Raw genomic sequence first — 21,754 nt, forward strand, 5'->3', positions numbered from 1 at the left:
AAACCCAGATAAATCGTCTGCCCAATCTTCACAAATGGTTTGTGGAAATTTTCGCTAAACCCACATAGCTATTGGATCATTCTTTTTGTGGAGGCCTCTGATATCAATTGAGACAGTCATAAAGCGGGTTTCTGGGAAAATAGCCGATTTTTGATGACTTGTGAATTCCGTAAAAATACTGATTTCTGGGTGAGTGTGTCGGTTTTACCACCGAATATTTGGGAATCAACCGGGTTTGAATAAATGTGGCGCGTAAGTTTTATTAAGTGTGAGGATTAAGCGATGGAGCTTTTGTGCAAAAACTAATGGCAGACTCGTCTGATGCGTTAAAGTCGGCTATTGAGTTCTCTCTAAAAATAAAATGGCCCCACCGCTGAAGGGCTGTAGGGCGCAAGGACAGTTAAACGCTAACCTCATTGTCGGAAAAATTAGCATTGATGTTATCCTCCTGTGTGACGATTTTGCGATCGTCCATTCACTCATCAATGCTCTCGTATCAAAAAATGTAACCCAAGATCGATCGAATTCAACCTGTCCTATTCTAAAAACAATACCTCATGCATTCTGACGAGCAGCTCCCTAAAGCTGCTTTTTTATTGGGATTTAGTTTTTGGCTGCCGGAGTTACGGATCTTGGGAATAAGATTTTGAACAACAGTCGCTACAGATTGATATTGCCATAGTGGTTTTCAGTTGCACTCCAGGTTCATTAATTGGTAATGGGGAATTGGGAATTGGTAATTGGTAATTGGGAAGCTCTACCTCATGAAATTTGAAAACTGCTAGAATTAAGGCCCGAAGACCTTAGTCGGGGGCGGTGGGTATTGAAAAAAACGATATGTATTTATTGATGAGCGATCGCATAGTTTTGCGCTAAATATCCGTTGCGAGTTGTAGAATTTGGTTGGGTGAATTGCCCGTTCCTCATTAAGGTAATACTAGCCTGCCTGTTCTTGACAAAAACTCGATCGCTCCGCCCACCCCCAAACCAGTTAAAGAAATAGTAGCTAATATCGCAAAAGTCCGCCATCTTTGGTGCCCAAACATTTGAATATCTAGTCTTGCCAAAGCTCCGGCTGAAGTCAAGACTAAAACCGTCACAAAAAGGTGCATCCAGGTAACAACTATAACTGCCAAAAAAGCTCCTACAATAATCGAAATAAAAGCCCCACTATCACTCGAAAACCAGCGCATGAGCCATCTTTTTATCTCCTTCAGCGGGAATGACAACGCGATAGCTAACACTAAAACAGCAGCCACGGCGAAAAACCAAGTCAGGTGCGGGGGAATATCAAATTCAGATAATTTCCAGCCAAAAATGAAATAAGTAACAAAAAGTAGAGTTAAGGAAAACCAAGAATTTAGTTTCATTCGATATACAAATTAGGGGAACCAAGCAACATAAAGATGACCCCGCCCAAAAACGGTTATTTGCTTGCCGGCACTCATAATGGTCGATTCCAAAATTTTAGACTCATGCTTAAACTTCCAGATTCACGGCGCTACGAGTAAATCTAAAATTATTCAATCTAAAATCTAAAATCGGCTGACCCGATAAATTTGTGTGCGGGCTTAGAGGTTAGTAGAAATAGCTTGCACCGGACAAGTAGGGATGCACTGCTCGCAGACGATACAGCGCGATCGAGCAAACGTTAGTTTAAAGCTTTCTGGGTCAAGGGTCAAGGCTTCTGTCGGGCAAACCCCCGTGCACAAGCCGCAGTGAACGCAGGTATCTTCGTCGATGAGTATTTCCCTGCTGGCTAGGGAAACGCCGATATTTTGCGATCGCATCCAGTCGATCGCCGCTTCTAGTTGGTCAATGTCCCCTGATAACTCTAGCACCAGTTTGCCCACTTGATTCGGAGCCACCTGAGCGCGGATAATGTTGGCTGCAACATTAAAATCCTTGGCCAGTCGATAGGTGACAGGCATTTGGATCGATCGTTGTGGAAACGTCAGCGTTACCCGTTTTTTCACTGTTACCTCGGTAATTTACAAACACAATCTTTCTTATCTTATTGTTTTAGCGCACTTGCTCTAATTACTGGCCTCAGCCAATTTTTTGATGAGATTGGTCTGATTATCTCAAAATGTGGTATAATTTAAAGTGTTTATTAAAAATAAAAACATAGAAATAAGATCCCAATTTATTTTATGAGTCTTAATTCGCCCAACTCAACTCCTGCACCCGCAGATTCCGAAATAAATGCCGCCGCGCGCGTCAGAAACTTATTGATCGTATTAGCAGCGATCGCCCTTTCAGTATCCCTCTTCTTAGGAGTGCGAACTCAAACGCCATCAAGCAGTCTCACCGAAATGGCAAAAGCCTCCGCACCGATAGCAACAGCCTTAACAAACGGCAAGCCAACACTCATGGAATTTTACGCTGATTGGTGCGGTAGCTGTCAAGCAATGGCTAAGGACTTAAGCGCCATCAAACAGAAATATGCCGAACCAATGAATTTTGTCATGCTAAATGTAGACAATGACAAATGGCTGCCAGAAATCACCAAATATCGAGTAGATGGCATTCCACACTTTGTCTATTTGAATAATAAAGGCAGCAGCGTTGCTGAAACGATCGGCGAAACACCGCGCAGTATTATGGAAGATAATTTAGAGGCTTTAATTGCAGGAAAACCAATACCGCACTCGCAATCTTCCGGTCAAGTTTCTGATTTTACTCCCGCCACAGGCCCTGTAAAAACAAGCAGTTCAGACCCGCGCGCCCACGGCAGTCAAGTACAGTAAATTAAGGAAGAAGGAAGAGGGAACAGGCATCTTGCCTGTTGCTATTTGTGGGAGCATCTCAGTTTTGCATTTACAGTGCTGTCCCCGCACAGCAAAGCTTGTACAAGCTTTGCTGTGCGGGGACAGCACTACGATAAAAAATGCTTCTTGCAAAACTGAGATGCTCCCCTATTTGTGATAATGCAAGATGCTTGTTCCACAATCAATAAACATTCTTGTGGAACAGGCATCTTGCCTGTTCCTATTTGCGATAACTTACAGAAATTCAACAGCCGATCGCAACTTATGTCAATTTCGGTTGAGGGCGACTACCTCTAAAGGAATATTCAAAAAAACTTTATTTACATTTTATTGAATTTTATTATAATTGCAAAAAGTGGAGTGTAAATAGTCGATCGCTCCCAATCAACAATAAAATGCGATCGAAAAGAAGTTGGTCGCAATCCCCCGATTCATGCCTTCGCAGGCTGAGTGAGACCCTAAACTTTTCAATCTAAAATCGAATAATCCCCAATAGTCTAATCTAAAATCTCTAATCTAAAATCGCATGACAGCCGACAAACCCGGATTCAGCATTAGCAGCATCTCAATCCGCCGCCACATCGGCACTATAATGCTGACATTGGCGATCGTCGTAGTGGGCATTTTCTACATCACCCAACTGCCCGTTGACTTGCTACCCTCCATCACCTATCCCCGCATCAGCGTGCGCCTAGACGCACCGGGAGTCTCCCCAGAAGTCGCAGTTGACGAAATTACCCGCCCCCTCGAACAAGGACTTTCCGCCACAGAAGGAGTCACGCAAGTGTTTTCCCGCACCCGCGAAGGACAAGTCAGCGTCGATTTATTCTTCAAACCCGGCGGAGATATCAACCAAGCCCTCAACGACGCCACAGCCTCCGTCAACCGCATTCGCAACCGACTTCCCGATACCGTTGCATCCCCCACTCTATTTAAATTTGACCCTTCCCAACAGCCGGTTTACGAATTTGCGCTGACTTCAGACTCGCGCCAAGGCGTAGATTTGCGAGTATTCGCCGATGACGAATTAGCCAGGGAAATTAATGTAATTCCCGGAGTAGCTTCCGTTGACGTTTCCGGCGGCGTTCAAGAAGAAATTCAAGTTAATATTGACCTGAACCGGCTGCAAAGTTTAGGAGTTAATCTTAACGATGTTTTTAGTGCTTTGCGCGATCGCAATTTAGACACTTCCGGCGGCCGACTGCGCCAAGAATCCAACGAACCGCTGACTCGCACAATCGGTCGATTTAAAACAGCCGCCGAAATCAACAACCTTTCCTTTCAAATATCCGGTTCCAACCCGCCAAAACGAGTTTACCTGCGCGATTTTGCCAAAGTCAACGACGGCACAGAAGAACAGCGAGTCAAAGTTTTTCTCAATCAAAAACCCGCCGTTAAAATCAGCATTTTGAAACAGCCGGACGCCAACACAATTACTGTTGTAGACGGCGTAAAAAATCGCCTCAAAGAAATGCAGAAAGCGGGCTTGATTTCGGCAGACATGAAAGTAGTTACTACCTTAGACGAATCCCGCTTTATCCGCAATTCCTTAGCCGATGTAGCGAATGCGGGAATTTCCGGGGCCGTCTTGGCTGCGATCGCCGTTTTGTTCTTTTTAGGTTCCCTCAGACAAACGCTGATTATCTCTCTGACTATTCCCCTGTGTACTTTAGCTGCGATTATTTTAATGCGGCTGTTCGGCTTGTCGCTGAACTTGTTTAGTTTGGGCGGTTTAGCCTTGGGAATCGGTCAGGCAATTGACACCAGCGTAGTTATTTTAGAAAATATTGTAGTCGGTTTAAACAGCAACCCCGACCTCAAAAAAGGCAAAATCAAAAATCGCAAAGAACTCACAATAGAAGAGTCGGTAATGCGAAGTCAAGAAGTAGAATCAGCAATGGTTGCTTCCACGGCGGCGAACTTAGTATCGGTGCTGCCATTTTTGCTGATTGGCGGCTTCTTTTCCCTGCTATTTAGCGAATTAATTTTGACAATTTGCTTTGCAGTAGCAGCATCTTTGCTAGTAGCTGTAACTGTAGTACCGATGCTGACTTCTCGCTTGATGGGAATGTCTTATTCTAGCGGCGTCAGTCAATTCGGGCCGATAAAACATTTCAACCGCGGCTTTGAAAACGGCACGCGGGCTTACGGTGCGGTGCTGTCAAAAGTGCTGGGTTTGCGCTTAATTATCATTCCACTGGCTTTTATAATTTTAGGCTGCGGAACTTGGGTGATGGCAAGTCAAATTCCCCAGGAAATATTGCCAAGAATCAATACCAGCCAAGCCCGATTATTTGCTTTGTTTCCTCCCGGTACTAACTTGGAAACCAATCAAAAAGTAGTTGCAGCCGCCGATAAACTGCTGCTCGCACAGCCAGAAACCGAGTATACTTTAACCACAGCCGGAGGGCTGCTGTTCGGCAACAATACGATCGAGAATTTGCTCCGGGGAAGCAGCACGATTACGCTGAAAAAAGGCACAAATACGATCGCCTTTACGGAAAGAATGACTGAGGAATTAAGGAAAATAGACGTTCCAAAAGGCACTCGCCTGCGCTTAGTCCCAGAGGGAATCAGGGGTTTAGTGTTAACGAATTCCCCAGTCAGGGGCGGCGAAATTGATGTCATACTTCAGGGCCCAACCGAAAAATCATTGCAAGAAGCAGGCCGTAAGATATTAAAAGAATTGGATGAAAAGGTAAAATTAGCGCGGTTTCGGCCGGATGGAGACGCGCCGCAGTCGGAAGTGCAAATCCGTCCTGACTGGGAAAGAGCTTCTTTGTACGGACTCAGCGCCCGAGACATTGGGGAGACGGTTCAAACAGCAATTGAAGGTTCTGTTCCGACTCAAGTGCAGCGGGGAAACCGTTTGGTAGACGTGCGCGTGCAGTTCGATCGCACTTCTGTCAAATCGATCGCCCAACTCGGACAAATTCCGTTATCTGGCAATAATAGCATCGTCCGTTTGAGCGATGTGGCAAAAATTGCGATCGGCCAAGCGCCGGGAGAAATTCAGCGTCTCAACCAGCGGCAAGTTTTCTTAGTTGTGGGAAACTTAAATCGCGGTGCAAGTTTGGGCGATGCTGTCAAACAAGTCGATGCAGTTTTATCAGAAATAAAGCTGCCGCCAGGAGTTACAATTGTGCCGAGTTCGGCTGCGGAAACCAACCAGCAATTGCAAACTTCTCTGAAACTTTTGGGCGGATTGGCGACTTTTTTAGTGTTTGTCGCGATGGCGGTACAGTACAATTCTCTAGTCGATCCGCTGGTGATTTTGCTGACAGTGCCGCTGGCGTTGGCTGGGGGTGTTTTCGGGCTGTACGTGACCAAAACTGCGATCGGGGCGACGGTGATGATCGGGGCAATTTTGCTCGTAGGAATTATCGTGAATAACGGCATTATTATGGTAGAATTAGCCAACCAAATTCGGGAAGACGAAAAGGTCGATCGCGCGACAGCAATTGTCAGGGCGGCACCTCAACGTTTGCGTCCGATTTTGATGACAACTATTACCACAGTTTTGGGTTTGTTTCCCCTCGCTTTGGGAATTGGAGAAGGTTCGGAGTTTCTGCAACCTTTGGGGGTTGTGGTGTTTTCGGGTTTGTCGCTGGCGACGCTGCTGACGCTGTTTATTATTCCGTGTTTTTATATTTTGCTGCACGATTTCTTTGGGATGTTTGGGGCGAAGAAGAAACCGCAAGCGGTTGCTGTTCCCGTGCAGAAGGCGGGGGGGAAAACTACGAATTGATGATAATTTAGTGCCAGCAAATACGCGCTTTACCGCAGTCCGGCAGGGGTTTAAACCCCTGCCTCAATATCTACAGTCGGTTTTTAACCGACTGTAGATATTGAGGGAAAGTGCGATGATTTTAGTTCTCTTCCAGAGGACTTTTGCTATGAGACAGGGGTTGAAAACCCCTGTCGGACTGGGAAACTTAGCAACAATACCAATACAGCATTTGATGTTAAGCGCGATCGCCCTTCACAAGATTTATCATCGCCCCCCATCATATTTCAAGCCTTTAAGGGACACCCCAGCCACCCCAGCCGACGCCCCACCAGCACCCCACAGACTGATATTTTGTAGCCTCAGTCTCATAAAGTTACATTCCGTTACAATAAAAAAGTAAACAGAACTTGCAGGCGAGCTTAAGAATCAATGCGCTTAATCTTAATGACCGGAAAAGGCGGCGTCGGGAAAACCTCCGTAGCCGCTGCTACAGGGCTGCGATGCGCCGAATTGGGATACAAAACCCTAGTGCTGAGCACAGATCCCGCCCACTCCTTGGCCGACAGCTTCGACATGGAACTCGGACATGACGCCCGACTCGTAAAACCCAATTTGTGGGGAGCAGAATTGGACGCCCTCAGAGAATTAGAAGGCAACTGGGGAGCAGTAAAACGCTACATTAGTGAAGTTTTGAGAGCCCAGGGACTTGATGGCGTACAAGCTGAAGAACTAGCCATTTTGCCGGGAATGGACGAAATATTCGGTTTGGTGCGGATGAAACGGCATTACGACGAGGGAATATATGATGTTTTAATTATCGATTCTGCTCCCACCGGCACAGCATTGCGGCTCTTGAGTTTGCCAGAAGTTGGAGGCTGGTACATGAGAAAATTTTACAAGCCATTGCAAGGCATATCAGCCGCCCTCAGACCTTTAGTTGAACCAATTTTTAGACCAATTGCGGGCTTTTCTTTGCCGAACAAAGAGGTGATGGATGCACCTTATGAATTTTATGAGCAAATCGAGGCTCTGGAAAAGATTTTAACTGACAATACTGTGACTTCGGTCAGGTTAATTACTAATCCCGAAAAAATGGTAATTAAAGAGTCTTTGCGCGCCCACGCTTATTTGAGTTTGTACAATGTTGCCACAGATTTAATCGTAGCAAATCGGATTATTCCCGAAGAAGTAACCGATCCCTTTTTCAAGCGCTGGAAAGAAAACCAGCAGCAGTACAAGCAGGAAATTCACGAGAACTTCCGGCCGCTACCAGTGAAAGAAGTGCCGCTTTATTCCGAAGAAATGTGCGGTTTGCCAGCCTTGGAACGCTTGAAAGAAACGCTTTACAAAGACGAAGATCCTAGCAAAGTTTATTACACAGAAAATACGATTAGGATTGTGCAGGACAACAATCAATATGTTCTAGAACTGTATTTGCCGGGAATTGCTAAGGATCAGATTCAGTTGAGCAAAACTGGTGATGAGTTGAATGTTCGGATTGGGAATCACCGCCGCAATATGGTATTGCCGCAAGCTTTAGCTGCACTGCAACCTTCCGGGGCGAAGATGGAGGATGATTATTTGAAGATTAAGTTTGCTTAATTTAACAGGACTTACGCAGGCACAATATAAATAGTTTGCCTGCCTAAGCTCTGTTGAATAGTTCTCTACCGATTCCTTGCCCAGCAAATTCTCTGCGGACGAACAACAACGACAGATGATTCCCTCTCCGAAATGCAATAAAACCAACAACTATCCCATTCCATGTAGCGACTAACTTTTTCTCGCTACTAAAGATTCTTGCTCTTAATTCTTCTAGGTCAGAAATCTTTTTCCATTCGGCAACGCTTTCTGGTGTTCCATCTGTGAGCTCCCATAGATCCGCAGAAGCCCACATACAAGCACTAATTTCTTGTTCGTCCCCAAGCTGCGGAGGTCGATAGGCAATTGAATTCATCATTGTGGTGCGATCGCGATATCAGTCTTCATTCATGGTTGAAATGGTGTACCATGATGAAAGCGAAGTACCCAACCGCTGGTTGTTCGCGACCAAAGAGAGTTTCTGCGTGTATTAGTGTTAGTCTGCCGATCGCAACAGACGAGTAAAACCCTCTTGGTCAAAGTGTCTATCAGTGGTCAAGGCTTCCAGAATACCTCGATCGCGCATCAACACAAAAATTATACCCTTATACAGAGAATAAGTTCGATCATTTCGCTAGACCTTCCTGTTTGATTTCGTATCCCAATAGTCTAGAGAAGTAATCGAAAGTTTCTTGATGTCGGTCATACATATGTATGACCGAAGCCAACTTCCCATCTACAGTGAATACTCCATCAGGACAAACTTTAAAGCGATTCAAGGATTCGCCAGCAATTGTTAGTACAGGGCCTACGGCATTTTCATGAACTTCAAACGGAATATTATTAAACCCATCAGTATAGAAAAGATGATTAAAGACTGATTGCTCGATACCAATAAAGGGAGTTTTCAAAATTTCTGCACATAGAACTTCAAGGAAAGCATCGACTCCCTTGAAGCTTCCCATAATTGTGCCAATGCAAATAGCTGGTTTGCCTACCACCTTTTGCAAAGCCTTGGAACCGTAGCTATCGCCATACCACTTTGTATCCCAGTAATCGTCACCTCCATATTGGACATCCTGCTTAAAAAAGTGTAATTCTGAGGAATCTACCTCATCAAAAAAGGGTGACTGAAAAGCTACATCTTTTACATCTGACATAAAGACTTTCTTATACTGTGGATTCGTTTTTAGGAAGTCTCTGTAAGTGAACCACCGGACAAAATGAGGATGATGCCATAGCTTCAATAGTTGAACGTACATTTCGTAAAATATAATTCTTAATGACGGTATATTTTGAGTTGATAGTGCCAGCCATTTTGTTGGGTAGAGTATGCTTCTATTTAGAAGCTTCGAGAACTTATTTACACTAAAGGAATAGGTATTTGGAGTGTATGAAAATGTTACCGAATACTCTTTGGAAATTTCACAAAGCTGATTGTTAACATTATTCGTGCAGATGACTAAGTCGCATACTTGAGGAGCATAGACGCTACGAAGAGTTTTTGCAAATACCTCTAGTCTCTCTGGATTTAGATTAGTTGCAAATCCAAGGACAACATTCTCAATTTGGTAATCAGACATAGTTATAATCCTTCCTCAAAACAGATAAAACCTAACTATAGCAGCCCTAAATCAGTCGAAAAATTGATGGATGCCAGAACCTTTGCAGTGTAAGCGTTTTACTAGCGTATAATGCCAGCAAATCATTTAGGATTGGTATATCTAATATTACAGGCCGTTTAGGCTGATTGTCAAGTTTCTGGCTAAACACCCTATATGGGTTCAAAAGCCGAAAGTTTATGCCTAAAATCCCTATTTTATCTGATTAGACCGAAAGTTTCTGCCCAATCACCCAAATCGTGGTGTTATGTGGAAAATTTCGGGCATTATTATTTAGACCTGCACGCGATCGAGTGCGGGTCAAGCATTAGTCGTAGGGAGTGATTAGTCCGCTCGATCGCTAGCAAGCAACATCAAGTCAGCGCCGATCGCAATCTATTAGGTGATGGATTAATCGTCACACCCACGCTGAGGATCGCAAATTAAATAATTTACACAAGTTTGTGGGATGGGCGGGAGAGCCCGTTCTTTCTGGACGGGTTCTTCTGGCCCATCCCACAATAATCATCAAATTATAAGTTATTTAATTCTCATTCCTTAGTGCGTCTAAATTAGGCATTCTCACTGTTTTTGAATCAGGATTACTCCAATCAGCAATAATGCAGTTCCTAAGATGCGAGACACGCTGAGAGAAATCTGGGTAACACCAAATGCGCCAGTAGAATCCAAGACAAGTGCCGCAATCATCTGTCCGGCAATCACCAATGAAAAAACCACCGCCACACCTAATTTCGGGATTGCGATCAATGATGCAACAAGATAGTATGCTGCAAAAACCCCACCGAACCAGGCCCATTGTGGAAGAGAATTGAATGCGGGAATGGAGCGCCGATTAGTCGCTCCGCTGGCCCACACTAAAGCGAGTGAAAGCAGAGTTACGAATACTGAGATCATTGTAGTGAGAACCGGAGAGCCGGTTGACGATCGCAAACGCGCATTCCAAGCCATCTGGATTGTGAGTCCCGCTCCGCCGATCGCAACCAGAAGAAAGAGGACGATTCGAGTAAACATGATATAGAATTATTGTGCTGCTGCAACCAACGACTATGGAATATTTGTCCACACCTGAGCCTCAATGAACAGATCATATCTTCGTGCTGCTTCTATTCGCCACTCCTCACTTGGAATACCAAACGCATCTATCATCTCGCAAATTTCACTCAGCACGAACACTTGACCGTGATACTCAGGACGATAGAAAACTTGGTCAGTTTGGCTCTGCAACCAATAACTAATCATACTGTCGGGATAGGTGAAGCTGACCTGTTCGGACTGAAAAGCTGAGACTGGAAACTGAACCGCACGACTCTGCCCGTTATATCCTTCTTCAATCCACACTGCTATTTCAACTACAAAATAGTGAGGATAGGCTGAGATGGGTCGCCCTCCCTTGCTGATGAATGCTTGCCTGACCCAATGTTCAGCTTCTCGCCGTTGCTTCAAGTATTTCTCAGGATCTCTAAATCTTTGATAAACCGACCCCGCCCGATCGCGCAGGTTTGAAATCACGCTCAAGGCGTCTTCGTCAGCTAAAGAAGACAAGGTTTGAAAAGGAGCATCATCTTTGTGGTGGTAGTGTGTCAGCATCATTCCGGTTTAGTTGTTAAGGAACAAATCATCTTAGAACATCAGCAATTTGATCCCATTTCATGACTTCTGCCAAATCAATCGCTGTAAACCCATCCGGATTCTTAATCATCTTATCGGCTCCATATTTTAGTAATAATTTAACAGGAGTTAAGTTGCCAGCCAATGCCTCATATTGCAGCATAGTCCAGCCATTTTCATCAATTTGATGGACAATCTCAGAATTTCCACTGAATTCACAATCAAATTTCACTGTCATATTCTCACTCATGGGATGTTCGCCGATTTCATATTCATCCTTATTTCTTGACTCTTTATTTAAATAGCTATCAGGAACAATTTGGATTTCTCTCGGATCGCCGAATTCCAAACCCCAGGCATCATCATGTACACGCCTTTGATCGCTATTCATTTTAAGGCGTATTGCATTAACAGTATATGCACCATAAACTATCCCATTAATAGAATATATCCAATCATCAATATCATTGAAGCCCATCACGATCGAGTCGCCCGATCCAATTCCATCTATCCATCTCGGATCGTTCAATAAATCTCCACTAACTTTCAGACCATCAAAGTTAACATTCTCTATCCACATATGTTCAACTGATGGTGCAGAATCTGTCATCTTTCCAGTCGGAAATCCAAGTTTTACTGCACTTATATCAAGCCCAGGAATTATTCGCCGCCTTTCCCATGACAACTCACGCCAAAAATATTTAAATGATTCGCGTGCCTTCTTGCTAGCAAGATTTATATCTGGGTCATCACCCTCAAATCGATAAATATTTTGACTCATTTACCACTCCGTAGTTGATTGTTTTTGGAATGAAAGGCGATCGTAGTTAATTTTTCAAACTTGATTCAGTATATCCGATCGCACTAACAATCTCACTATCCAGATAACTCAGCCAGTTCTCCTGTTGAGTTTGAACACTTTGCACAAACGAGATCGACAGTATTGTAGGGTGCGTCAGCCCGCAGCGTTTCCCTTGCTTAATAAGCGATCGAGCTGACGCACCCTACAGGCCTCGTTAGTGATTTAAATGCGTAACAGCTTATATCACCACAAACCATAACTCTTCGCAGACTCCAACGAAATGTCTGGGAGATTGCGAGGCATATCATCCCATTTATTCTGTCCTTGTAATGCTTCTATAACGACTTGAAGTGGCTTTGAGAATATGGCTGGAAAATCCGCCTCTTATGGAAACTGAATCTTAAACGCTAACTGTTCCTGAGGTGGAGTGAATTGAGCGTTGACTCCTTCTTTATTACCTCTGGCATCAACCCGATACCAGCCAACTTCAGGTAAATGGATAGCATTGAAACCGTGCAAACAGTAAGGCGCACCTCGATCGTCAATACTCAACCGCTGGTAACAAAGACCGGCCGGAATGTCATTTGCTCTTAGTAACGCTGCTAACAAGTGACTTTTCGCATAACAATAACCTGTTTTGTGCTGAAGAACATCGGAAGCTCGACAGGTAACAGGACTCATTTGATAGTCATAACTGTGACGAATTTCATCTCGCACCCACTCAAAACACGCTTTTGCGATCGCCGTTGGTGTCTCATGTCCCGATGCGATTTGTTTAGCACATTCCATAATTTTGGGATGTTGCCAATCAATAAATTCACTCACTCACTTTTAAGTATTCTTCCATTTCCATGACTATTACTCTATTAACAGGATTTAGCACGAAGGACTTCCTTTAATGCCTCATCAATCACTGCATCACTGACACCTCGACGCTTCAAACTTGCGACTAGGGCTGTCACTGTCTCGCTCTCAAATCGTTCTAAATCAACGCGCAAACCTTGACCAATATAAGCACGAATTAATGGCTGATAACCCGAAAAACCTAACAATGGTGCAACTTTCTTCAGGTCTTCCACAACATCTTCGGGCATACGGATAGTCACGCTAGTCATTGGACGGTTGCGGTTTAATCGCTGCTTTAATGCTTCAACTTTCATACTCTGCCCTCTCCTGACGAGTTGCTTTACGTGCTGAAATAATCCGAATGACATTCTCTTCACGCTCAATGTGAACCACATACAGTAGATTCCACCGACTATCTAGCCCAATCACAGCATCACGCGCTTCGTCATTGCGGCTGGCATCAACGACAACTAGAAATGGGTCAAAGAAGGATTCAGCAGCTTGTTGAAAAGTAATCCCATCATGATTTAGGGGATTAATCCGCGCTTTTCCGTCATCCCATACAAAGGTAATGCCATTGAGCATGAAGTATACATTCATACTCCTTAGTATAGGTAAAATGTATTTACAATGTCAATACGTTATCATAGTACGGTCTGGTGCAGTGATTTCTTAGACCATATTTACTTTGCGGAGTTCTACGTTGCCTCCTTCAAAGACTTGAACCACGATCGGCATTGGCGATTCCTGGGATCGTACAGATGTCTTGGTTCGTCCACCGAATCGGTTAGGATGTATCCGTTCAACCTTAAACAATTGAGAAATAATGGCTCGGATCAACATTTCTGCTGACCCCAATGCACAGGGTACGGATAGTGATGATGTTATCACTGACACTGATAATGGTCGTCGCACCTTTGGCCTCGGTGGCAATGACTTCATCAATGGCTTTGGTGGCAATGATGAGCTGTTCGGGAATCTTGGCCGTGACACGCTACGGGGCGGGGCAGGTTCCGATACGATCTATGGTGGCCAAGATGGAGATGAGCTCTCCGGGGGATTGGATAACGACTTGATTTTCGGCAATCTTGGCACAGACGATCTGACGGGCGATCGAGGTGACGATCGAATGTTTGGCGGACGAGACAACGATCGGATCTCTGGAGGTGATGGAGACGATTTCTTGTCTGGTGATGGGGGGTTTGACATTTTGACAGGTGGCCCCGGACGAGACACCTTTGTGGTTCAAAATGAGCTAGCTACCAACTCTTTCGATCACTTATTTGACTTCGTTCTCGGTGAAGACAAGATTGCTCTTGGCGGTGGTTTATCGTTCAACGACCTACAAATCTCAACTATACCAAGAGAGGTTGCTAATAATCGGGCAAATAATGATTTACTTGACAGACAGTTTGCTCCGTGGTCAGGAGCAATCGCTATTAACAATGATCGCGATCTACTGATTACACTCAGATCAACGGGGCGGACGATCGCTCGTGTGAATAATCTACAAACAGGACAATCTCAAATTACACCAGCCAGCCTGACAGCAGAAAATTTCATCAGTATTTAGGACTTGGTTGCTCATCTACTTAGGAACTTATCCGCTGGGATAAACAACCCGGTTTCGTCAATATCTCTTGATTTGATGTAGGGTTTTGATCGGAAACCGGGTTGTTTGCGGCATATTCTTGAATCTCTGCACCGATGTCATATCAATTCCGGTTGCACCGATGTCATATCAATTCCGGTTACACCGGAATGATAAGAGGAGACGGCTTGGCCTTAGTCCCTACCGTGATTAATTGTAGGGACTAAGGCCAAGCCGTCTCCTCATTTCGACTAAAATCATACTCCGTTTCCATGACTATTCCTATTCCTCTCCCTCTTCTTTTCCATCCTCTGTGCTCTCTGTGTCCTCTGCGGTTCCTTCACTCTTTCCCGCATTAACCTCAATCTTTTGCTGATGACGTTCCGACGCAGTTGTTTGCAGCATTTTCAATTTTTCTGGGTCGGAATCCGATCGCCAAAACAAGCGATGACCCTTGATTTTGACGCAACTTTCCTCCAAACAGTTCAGCAATTCCCGCTCCTTAAATCCACCGGACTTATCAAAAATTCCCAACTTTTCCTCTTGGCGACTGAGCTTCGCAAACTTCTGATAATGCGGATAACTAGATGATACAAAAGCTTCTTTTTTAACTAAAATTGGCGGATTAGACAAATTAGAATAGTCTTGATAGCCGACAGAAAGACCGCGCAAATTGATGTGCATGGAAGTGTGAAGAACTGGATGTGGATCGGTATCAAAATCGGGATAAAATAAATAGGAAATTTTCGGTTTATTAGCATAAAATTTGATGATTGTCGCGCCGTCAAGTCTGCCGATTGTCCGGTTGGCACAGCCTTCGTAGAGTCGCAATAAAGGGTCTAGTTCTTCTAATGCAGAGACGTGAACCGAAAGGGAACCGTGTTGTTTGTAGCCGATCGCACTATCCTCGCAACAGTCCGCCACAATATCCGGTTTGCTCAGGCTATATAGCATTAAATCTGCCAAAGTGCAAGCTCTGTGATAACTGTCAAACAAACCCTTGATGTCATTGCGGATTTGAGCCGGAAGCCGCCGCATCGGAGGGCGATCGCCTAAACCGTTGAGAGCGAGATATACTAGCAAATCCTGGCGGCGCTTGTCGGCGATAGTCTCCCAATCATCCGCATCCGTTGCTTGCAAAATCACCCGCCAAGCGCGGTTAAAACTGTGAAATTCTTCCTTGATTGGCGCTTCTTCGGCTAATTCGCCCTTCACCGGGAGGCGGCCGCGATCGCTCACAAACGCCATCAAAGGAGCCAGCATTTCCTCGTAATCCTCAAAGCGCTTGACTTGCGATCGCACTCTGGGAGTCGATAAGCGCGATCGAAACCGAGAAGCCCGAAAACCCTCACCCTCCGCCGCATCCCGAAACACAAAATAGATTCCCAAAGCCACAGGAATCGCATCAACATTCAAAACTTGATCGATATAAACCTTCAACTCTTCCTGCTCGTAATACTTCTGAAAAGTATTGCGAGAAGTGATCACCCCATCCCCGTAAGCAATTTGACCTCTATCGCCATCATCAATCAAAACCTGAGCCGCCACCACCAATAAATTCTTAGTTAATTCCCAAGCATTTAGCAAAGATTCTCGGCGTTCCGCCAAAGATTCAATCACATTAATTACATAACCAATATTCACAATATCCGCACCAATTTGCGGAGTATCCGGCTGATAGTATGGGTCCCAACCCGCAGCAACATAACCCTCTTGGGCAATATATTTAACATCGCCACCGTAGCCACAGCCGTAATCAAAAAAAGTCATTCCATCAACAAACAAATCAGATTCCAAAACTAGACGCACAGGTTTAGAAATAGAGTTGCGTACCATCGCAGCTTTGTGCCGCTCAATCTTGGGAATTGATAACTCGCTATTCTCCTGTTTCAAACGCTCGACAACAGCATGATCGTGGATTTCAACACCGCAATATCCCAAATATTTAAGCCAACCATCGCGAGTGCCGATCGCGCTTGTATTGTCCAGCAGTCCCCATCCTTCCTCGCAGCGAGTCAGTCGAGCAAACTTCTCGTAATTGGGATAATCCGGTGTCACAAAAGTTTCTTTGCGGTGCAAAACCGGGGGATTTTCACTGTTGCTGTAATCGAAATATTTAACTTCCGCTGTTTCCAGATTAATTTGGATGCTGGTTTGTAAAGCAGGGTGAGCGTCTGTATCGAAATCGGGGTAAAAAAGATAAGATATTTTAGGTTGATTGAGGGAAAACTTAACTAAAGTTGCTTCATCAATATTTTCGAGATGGCGTCTGGCACAATTTTCGTAAATTACCAAGACAGGATTGAGTGCTGACAATGCCGAAACGTGAACGTAAAAAGCCGTTGGTAATTTTTTGCCTATTTTGCTTTCCCGACAGCACCGAGCTATTTTGGCCACCAGATTATCAACAGAAAATTCATTGATTTCTTCGGGCGCACATGGCACAGCATTTACATAACTTTCCCCAGCAAGAGGATTGTTTTCATGTAATAAAACTTCCCGAGCAAAAGCCATCAAAGGCGTTAGAATTTCTCCATTATTTTCTAATGGTTCGCTATGTGAAACAGGGTTTGTATCGGTATCGTAAGTCATAGGTTAACTCATCGATTTTTTCTTAAAGACTGGGCGGTTGAAACCGCGTCTATACAGACAAAACCCGGATGGTGCGCGGGTTGAAGATAATTAGACCGTGCGGTTAAAATTACCTTGTTTTCTTGAGTCAGCCGAGGTGTTCGGCGAGCGAAGTCGAGTCGCGGACATCGTTTGTTTGGCGTGCGATTTTAATCGCCGACTATAATTGCCGACGTATCTAACAACTTAAATATTAACCAAACATTCGAGTTTCCACAAACTCTTGAACTCTGGCTAAATGACTGGACAAACTCGCTAATATGCTTTCAACCCTCTCAATAGTTGACAATCCCGAAGCTGGCGGTTGAGATTGAAAGCCTCGCGCCTGATGCTCCAATTGTGCTGCTAAATCCGACATCTGAGCAACTCCCACATTTGCAGAAGTTCCCTTGAGACGGTGAGCTTGATATTCCACAGTTGACCAATCTTTAGCTTCTGCGGCTATTTTGGCAGCAGCCACATCAGCTTGTGCATTTCCCACAAATGCTTGCAAGAGTCGCTCGGGCAATTTGACATTAACCTGTCCGAGTTGCTGCAATCTGCTTTGGTCGAACAGTCCGTCGCAGTCTGCGTGTTCCCAAGCTTGCAGTTCGTGAAGCGAAGCTATCCCGCAGGGAATCGCCCTTGGTGCCGGCACAGCCACAGGCATTGCTGCTTCCAAAACTTCTGGATAATTTGTTTCTAATTGAGGATTTTGTACCAAATTAATACTTTTAACTCCATACTTATTTTTAAACTCAACATTTTGGGATTCATATTTTTTCAGCGCCACGGCCAAAGTATCTAAATCTACAGGTTTGCTGAGATAATCATCCATCCCCGCCGCCAGACACTTTTCTCGTTCTCCCGGCATAGCGTGAGCCGTTAAAGCAATCACAAAAGTATGCCGATCGCCCTTTTCTCGCTCCCTTAACTTTTTTGTCGTTTCATAACCGTCAAGTATTGGCATTTGACAGTCCATCAACACCAAATTATAGCTTTTTTGTGCCAGCAAGTCCAGCGCTTCTTGACCGTTGGAGGCGCAGTCAGCATGATAGCCTAAAGCTGTCAACTGTTCGACAATAACTTGTTGATTGATCGGGTGGTCTTCCGCCAGCAATATTCTCAGAGATGAGGGTGAATAGGGAGTAACATATCGAGAATTGACTCCTAGTAATTTGCAAGTATTAGCAGCCTCCAAGCTGTCAAACTCTCCCGTTCCCTTAACCGATGCCAGCAAAGCTTCAAGCAAGCGGGAAGGCCGCACCGGCTCGATTAAATAGCCGCTAAAACCATGACAGCAAAGTGCTTCAGCTTTTCGCTGTTCCCGCAAAGCAGTCATGGCGATTAACGAGGCAAATGTCGAGGTCGATCGCACTTTCCGGGCAAATTCCTCAGCATCCAAATCCGGCATTTGCAAGTCCACCAGCACCGCATCGCAGCTTTTTTCGCCTTCCTCTGAATGCCCAGAAATGCTGCTATTGGCATTTTTCAACCAAGTCAAAGCAGCAGCAGCGCTTTCTGCTTCGTAGCAGCGGGCGCCCCACCTTTGAGCGAGCGATCGCACCGCCGCCCTCTTCAAAGCGCTTCCCGAGACTACTAACAGCTTCTTAAGAGCAAGTTCGGCAGTCTGAGGCTCAACTTGCAACTGTTTTTCCAAAGGTACAGCAAACCAAAATGTCGAACCGTTGCCGAGAAAACTGCGAATCCCAATGGCACCTCCCATCATTTCGACTAACTGCTTGCAAATAGCCAAACCCAAACCCGTGCCTCCGTAAGCCCTAGTTGGAGAAGCGTCTACCTGAGAAAAAGATTGGAACAGTTTTGTCTGCCCTTCCGGCGAAATTCCAATGCCAGTATCGCGCACCGAAAATAGCAAATTTTCTCCTTGTCTGCCGTCTGCAAATCGGTTGCTCCGTTTCACCGTCACGTGAACTAAGACTTGGCCGCGATCGGTAAATTTGATCGCATTTACCGTCAAATTGAGCAATATTTGCTTCAACCTGCCCGAGTCGCCCACCAACTTTTTAGGCACCGCACTGTCAATTAAAAAATCCAATTCAAGACTTTTTTCCTCAGCCAAAGGTGCCACCATTTCTATCACCGATTCCAGGCAGCTATCCAAATCAAAATCTGCCTTTTCCAGCCGCATTTCTCCGGCTTCTATCTTAGAAAAATCGAGGATATCATTAATCACGCTCAGCAAATGTTCGGCACTGCGGAAAATAGTCTGAGCCGACTCCCGCTGTTTTGGTTCCAGAGGAGCGCGCAGCAGCAATTGAGCCATGCCCAAAACGCCATTCATCGGAGTGCGAATTTCGTGACTCATATTCGCCAAAAACTGCGACTTTACCCGGCTCGCTTCTAGGGCAGTTTCCCGCGCTTCCACCAACTCATTAATCTTGTCGGCTACCATTACCATTCCCCCCACTTGGCCGTCGGGATTGTACCAAGGGTGAGCTGCCCAGCGCAGGTATATAACAGAGCCGTCTGCTCGTTCCCAAGCATCTTCGCTCACAGAAACTACCTCACCCTTTAACACTTCTTGATACATCATTTTCCAGCGGTTTGGCGTATCTGGAAACAATTCGTAATGACTGAGATTTGTCAGGGACTGCCACTCAAAATTAAATTGAGTCAGCCATTGGTGAGAGTTAGCTAAATAGCGCATTTGGGTATCGAACATCGCCATTGCTACCGGCACGCAGGTAATAATTTGTTTCAGTTGCTGCCGTTCTCTTTCTAGCGCGTCTTCGGCTTGTTTGCGATCGGTAATATCGCTAATCATGCCGGCCATCCGCAGCGCTTTTCCTTGGGAATTTCGCTGGGCTTTGCCCTGGGAAGTGCAGTAGCGGTAAGCTCCTGAGGAGTGCAGCAGCCGGAATTCTACATTGTAGTCGATCGCTTGTTCTAGATGAGCTGCGATCGCCCGGACGATGCCGTCCTTGTCATCGGGGTGCAGGCGGCTGTAGAGAGCATCCATCGTGCTGCCAAATTGAGATCGCGCCAAACCGATAATTTCCAAAAGGCGATCGTTCCAATAAACCTCATTTTTACTTAAATCCCAATCCCAAATTCCGTCGTTCACTCCCTCTAAAACTAACCTGTACCTTTCCTCGCTTTCCTTAAGTTGTTGACTGGCATGAAACGCCTGAGATTCGGCGCGGTAAACGCGAAGGGCATTCTGCAAACTGCGCGACAAACTCTCAGCAGACATTTTGCCTTTAGCGATATAATCAGAAGCTCCCGCCTTCATCAATTCCACAGCAATTTGTTCGTCGCCTTGCCCGGTAAGTACAATTAAGGGAACTTTCAGCCCAGCTTCCCGTACATTTTTTACCAAACTCAGTCCGTCTCCGTCTGGCAAGCGGTAGTCTAGGAATACGCAGTCAAATTTGCAGTCAAATATCTGATTTAATAGCAGCGAATTTTCGGTTTCCTCAACCTCGCTTAACTTTTGAGATTTATCTGGATGCGAGAGTTTCGCCGCTGCTATACTAGAACTTTTCCTCACCGATAGTTTTGCCAGAGCATCGGCGCAGTCTTCGGCTTCAGTAACTTCTACCGAAACCCGAGCAGACTTGAGCGAGCGTTTGACCGCCATGCGATCGACTTCATCGTCATCAACTATCAGAATTTTGATAAGTTTGTCCATAACAACCGAATTGTGAATTAATCTGAAAAAAACTGCGGCATCCCAAAAGTATCTAAAACAAAGGTATAGCCTTTCTCAGAAAGATTCGCGGACGATTGGGCATAGGGCATAGGGCATAGGGCATAGGGCATAGGGCACGCAGGCATACCTCACTTTTTTGAGAACCGCTATACCGCTCCCAAAATCACAACAGCCATCTTGAAATTTTGCTGTTCTCTTTTCTATGGCTTAGGGAATTTCGCTCAGCATCCAGTATTTGTTGAGGGTAGCCATAACTTCCACAAAGTTAGAAAAAGTGACGGGCTTAAGAATATAACCAGCTACATTCAAATTATAAGCTTCTACCTTGTCTCTATCTTCATTAGAAGTAGTGAGGACGATCACTGGAATCGACTTCAACTTTTCATCCAGCCGCAATTCTCGCAAAAACTCGATGCCGTTCATTCTCGGCATATTCAAGTCGAGCAAAATCAATCGGCGTGCTTGAGGCATTGCAGGCTCTGTTTTGCTTTCTTGGCGCAATATATGCAGAGCTTCTAATCCGTTTGCTGCCAAGTAGAGGGGGTTAACAATGTTATTTTTTTTGAACGCTCGCCGGACGTTCATCACATCCACCTCATCATCTTCTACCAAGAGGATATGAATTTTTTTGTCTTCCATAAATCAGCCATTTTACAGATGTTTTTTAAGCGCCAGTCTGTATGGTGAGCTTCATTCAGCACCGATCGCGAACCCAGCAGGTCTAATCTCTATTGTGCTTTGTCAAGAATCATTTATGCCTGGGCCGATCGCAGTATATATCTGGAGGCTTCCACAGTTGACAGTTGACAGTTGACAGTTGACAGTTGACCCCCAGAGAGCGACCTCTACGCAGAAGTCCGAGGATTGAAGTAATGAATAGTCTGATTTTAATTTCTCCCTACAAGGGTTCCGGCTTT

The 21,754-nt window shown here is 45.0% G+C and carries 17 protein-coding genes; 4 read left to right on the plus strand and 13 right to left on the minus strand.

Translation table 11 applies throughout. The annotated features are described in order from the left end of the window. Nucleotides 1-926: 926 nt before the first annotated feature. A complete protein-coding gene (locus JGK20_RS15255) occupies nucleotides 927-1,370 on the minus strand; it encodes a hypothetical protein (protein ID WP_293186347.1) in 444 nt (147 codons plus the stop codon). Nucleotides 1,371-1,571: 201 nt separating this feature from the next. Beyond that, nucleotides 1,572-1,976 (minus strand): NIL domain-containing protein, encoded by a 405-nt coding sequence (locus JGK20_RS15260; RefSeq protein WP_293149705.1) that lies wholly within the window; start codon nucleotides 1,974-1,976, stop codon nucleotides 1,572-1,574. A gap of 177 nt (nucleotides 1,977-2,153) precedes the next feature. On the opposite strand from JGK20_RS15260, the gene JGK20_RS15265 reads away from it, so the two are divergent. The 3 genes from JGK20_RS15265 to JGK20_RS15275 all read left to right on the plus strand — a co-directional run bounded on the left by JGK20_RS15265 (nucleotide 2,154) and on the right by JGK20_RS15275 (nucleotide 8,103). Then, on the plus strand, nucleotides 2,154-2,750 hold the full coding sequence (locus JGK20_RS15265) for a thioredoxin family protein (protein ID WP_293186349.1): 597 nt from the start codon (nucleotides 2,154-2,156) through the stop codon (nucleotides 2,748-2,750). Nucleotides 2,751-3,297: 547 nt separating this feature from the next. Next, nucleotides 3,298-6,519, plus strand: coding sequence for an efflux RND transporter permease subunit (locus tag JGK20_RS15270; RefSeq protein WP_293205856.1), 3,222 nt, complete (start codon nucleotides 3,298-3,300; stop codon nucleotides 6,517-6,519). A 411-nt stretch (nucleotides 6,520-6,930) separates the two neighbouring features. Beyond that, on the plus strand, nucleotides 6,931-8,103 hold the full coding sequence (locus tag JGK20_RS15275) for a TRC40/GET3/ArsA family transport-energizing ATPase (protein WP_293186475.1): 1,173 nt from the start codon (nucleotides 6,931-6,933) through the stop codon (nucleotides 8,101-8,103). A gap of 43 nt (nucleotides 8,104-8,146) precedes the next feature. Here JGK20_RS15275 and JGK20_RS15280 read toward each other — a convergent pair whose 3' ends face one another. The 8 genes from JGK20_RS15280 to JGK20_RS15315 form a co-directional block, all read right to left on the minus strand. After that, nucleotides 8,147-8,461: a GNAT family N-acetyltransferase gene (locus JGK20_RS15280; RefSeq protein WP_293211389.1), complete on the minus strand. Its 315-nt coding sequence runs from the start codon at nucleotides 8,459-8,461 to the stop codon at nucleotides 8,147-8,149. Nucleotides 8,462-8,708: 247 nt separating this feature from the next. Continuing rightward, on the minus strand, nucleotides 8,709-9,665 hold the full coding sequence (locus JGK20_RS15285) for a hypothetical protein (protein WP_293231130.1): 957 nt from the start codon (nucleotides 9,663-9,665) through the stop codon (nucleotides 8,709-8,711). A 600-nt stretch (nucleotides 9,666-10,265) separates the two neighbouring features. Beyond that, nucleotides 10,266-10,715: a DMT family transporter gene (locus JGK20_RS15290; protein ID WP_293231133.1), complete on the minus strand. Its 450-nt coding sequence runs from the start codon at nucleotides 10,713-10,715 to the stop codon at nucleotides 10,266-10,268. Nucleotides 10,716-10,748: 33 nt separating this feature from the next. Continuing rightward, the gene (locus tag JGK20_RS15295; RefSeq protein WP_293231136.1) at nucleotides 10,749-11,294 is read right to left on the minus strand and encodes a hypothetical protein; all 546 of its coding nucleotides are present in this window, start codon (nucleotides 11,292-11,294) and stop codon (nucleotides 10,749-10,751) included. Between the two features lie 25 nt (nucleotides 11,295-11,319). Next, a complete protein-coding gene (locus JGK20_RS15300; RefSeq protein ID WP_293231139.1) occupies nucleotides 11,320-12,093 on the minus strand; it encodes a DUF2314 domain-containing protein in 774 nt (257 codons plus the stop codon). Nucleotides 12,094-12,498: 405 nt separating this feature from the next. After that, a complete protein-coding gene (locus JGK20_RS15305; RefSeq protein WP_293186482.1) occupies nucleotides 12,499-12,939 on the minus strand; it encodes a transglutaminase family protein in 441 nt (146 codons plus the stop codon). A gap of 41 nt (nucleotides 12,940-12,980) precedes the next feature. Next, a complete protein-coding gene (locus JGK20_RS15310; RefSeq protein ID WP_293231142.1) occupies nucleotides 12,981-13,274 on the minus strand; it encodes a hypothetical protein in 294 nt (97 codons plus the stop codon). Beyond that, complete coding sequence (locus JGK20_RS15315) at nucleotides 13,264-13,560, minus strand: BrnT family toxin (RefSeq protein ID WP_293186486.1); 297 nt, start codon at nucleotides 13,558-13,560, stop codon at nucleotides 13,264-13,266. The genes JGK20_RS15310 and JGK20_RS15315 overlap by 11 nt, the downstream gene beginning before the upstream one ends. A gap of 226 nt (nucleotides 13,561-13,786) precedes the next feature. Here JGK20_RS15315 and JGK20_RS15320 point away from each other — a divergent pair, with 226 nt between their 5' ends. Then, nucleotides 13,787-14,533 carry a calcium-binding protein gene (locus tag JGK20_RS15320; protein WP_293186488.1) on the plus strand — a complete coding sequence of 249 codons (747 nt, stop codon included), beginning with the start codon at nucleotides 13,787-13,789 and terminating at the stop codon, nucleotides 14,531-14,533. 300 nt (nucleotides 14,534-14,833) lie between these two features. Here the strand turns inward: JGK20_RS15320 and JGK20_RS15325 are convergent, their stop codons facing one another. The 3 genes from JGK20_RS15325 to JGK20_RS15335 all read right to left on the minus strand — a co-directional run bounded on the left by JGK20_RS15325 (nucleotide 14,834) and on the right by JGK20_RS15335 (nucleotide 21,476). Further along, complete coding sequence (locus JGK20_RS15325) at nucleotides 14,834-17,143, minus strand: DNA phosphorothioation-associated putative methyltransferase (protein WP_293231144.1); 2,310 nt, start codon at nucleotides 17,141-17,143, stop codon at nucleotides 14,834-14,836. 232 nt (nucleotides 17,144-17,375) lie between these two features. Further along, nucleotides 17,376-20,816, minus strand: a complete 3,441-nt coding sequence (locus JGK20_RS15330; RefSeq protein WP_293231147.1) for a response regulator — start codon at nucleotides 20,814-20,816, stop codon at nucleotides 17,376-17,378. A 228-nt stretch (nucleotides 20,817-21,044) separates the two neighbouring features. Beyond that, nucleotides 21,045-21,476: a response regulator gene (locus tag JGK20_RS15335; RefSeq protein WP_293186494.1), complete on the minus strand. Its 432-nt coding sequence runs from the start codon at nucleotides 21,474-21,476 to the stop codon at nucleotides 21,045-21,047. Nucleotides 21,477-21,754: the final 278 nt, after the last annotated feature.

The sequence above is a fragment of the Microcoleus sp. PH2017_05_CCC_O_A genome, from assembly GCF_020738785.1.
GTDB lineage: Bacteria > Cyanobacteriota > Cyanobacteriia > Cyanobacteriales > Microcoleaceae > Microcoleus.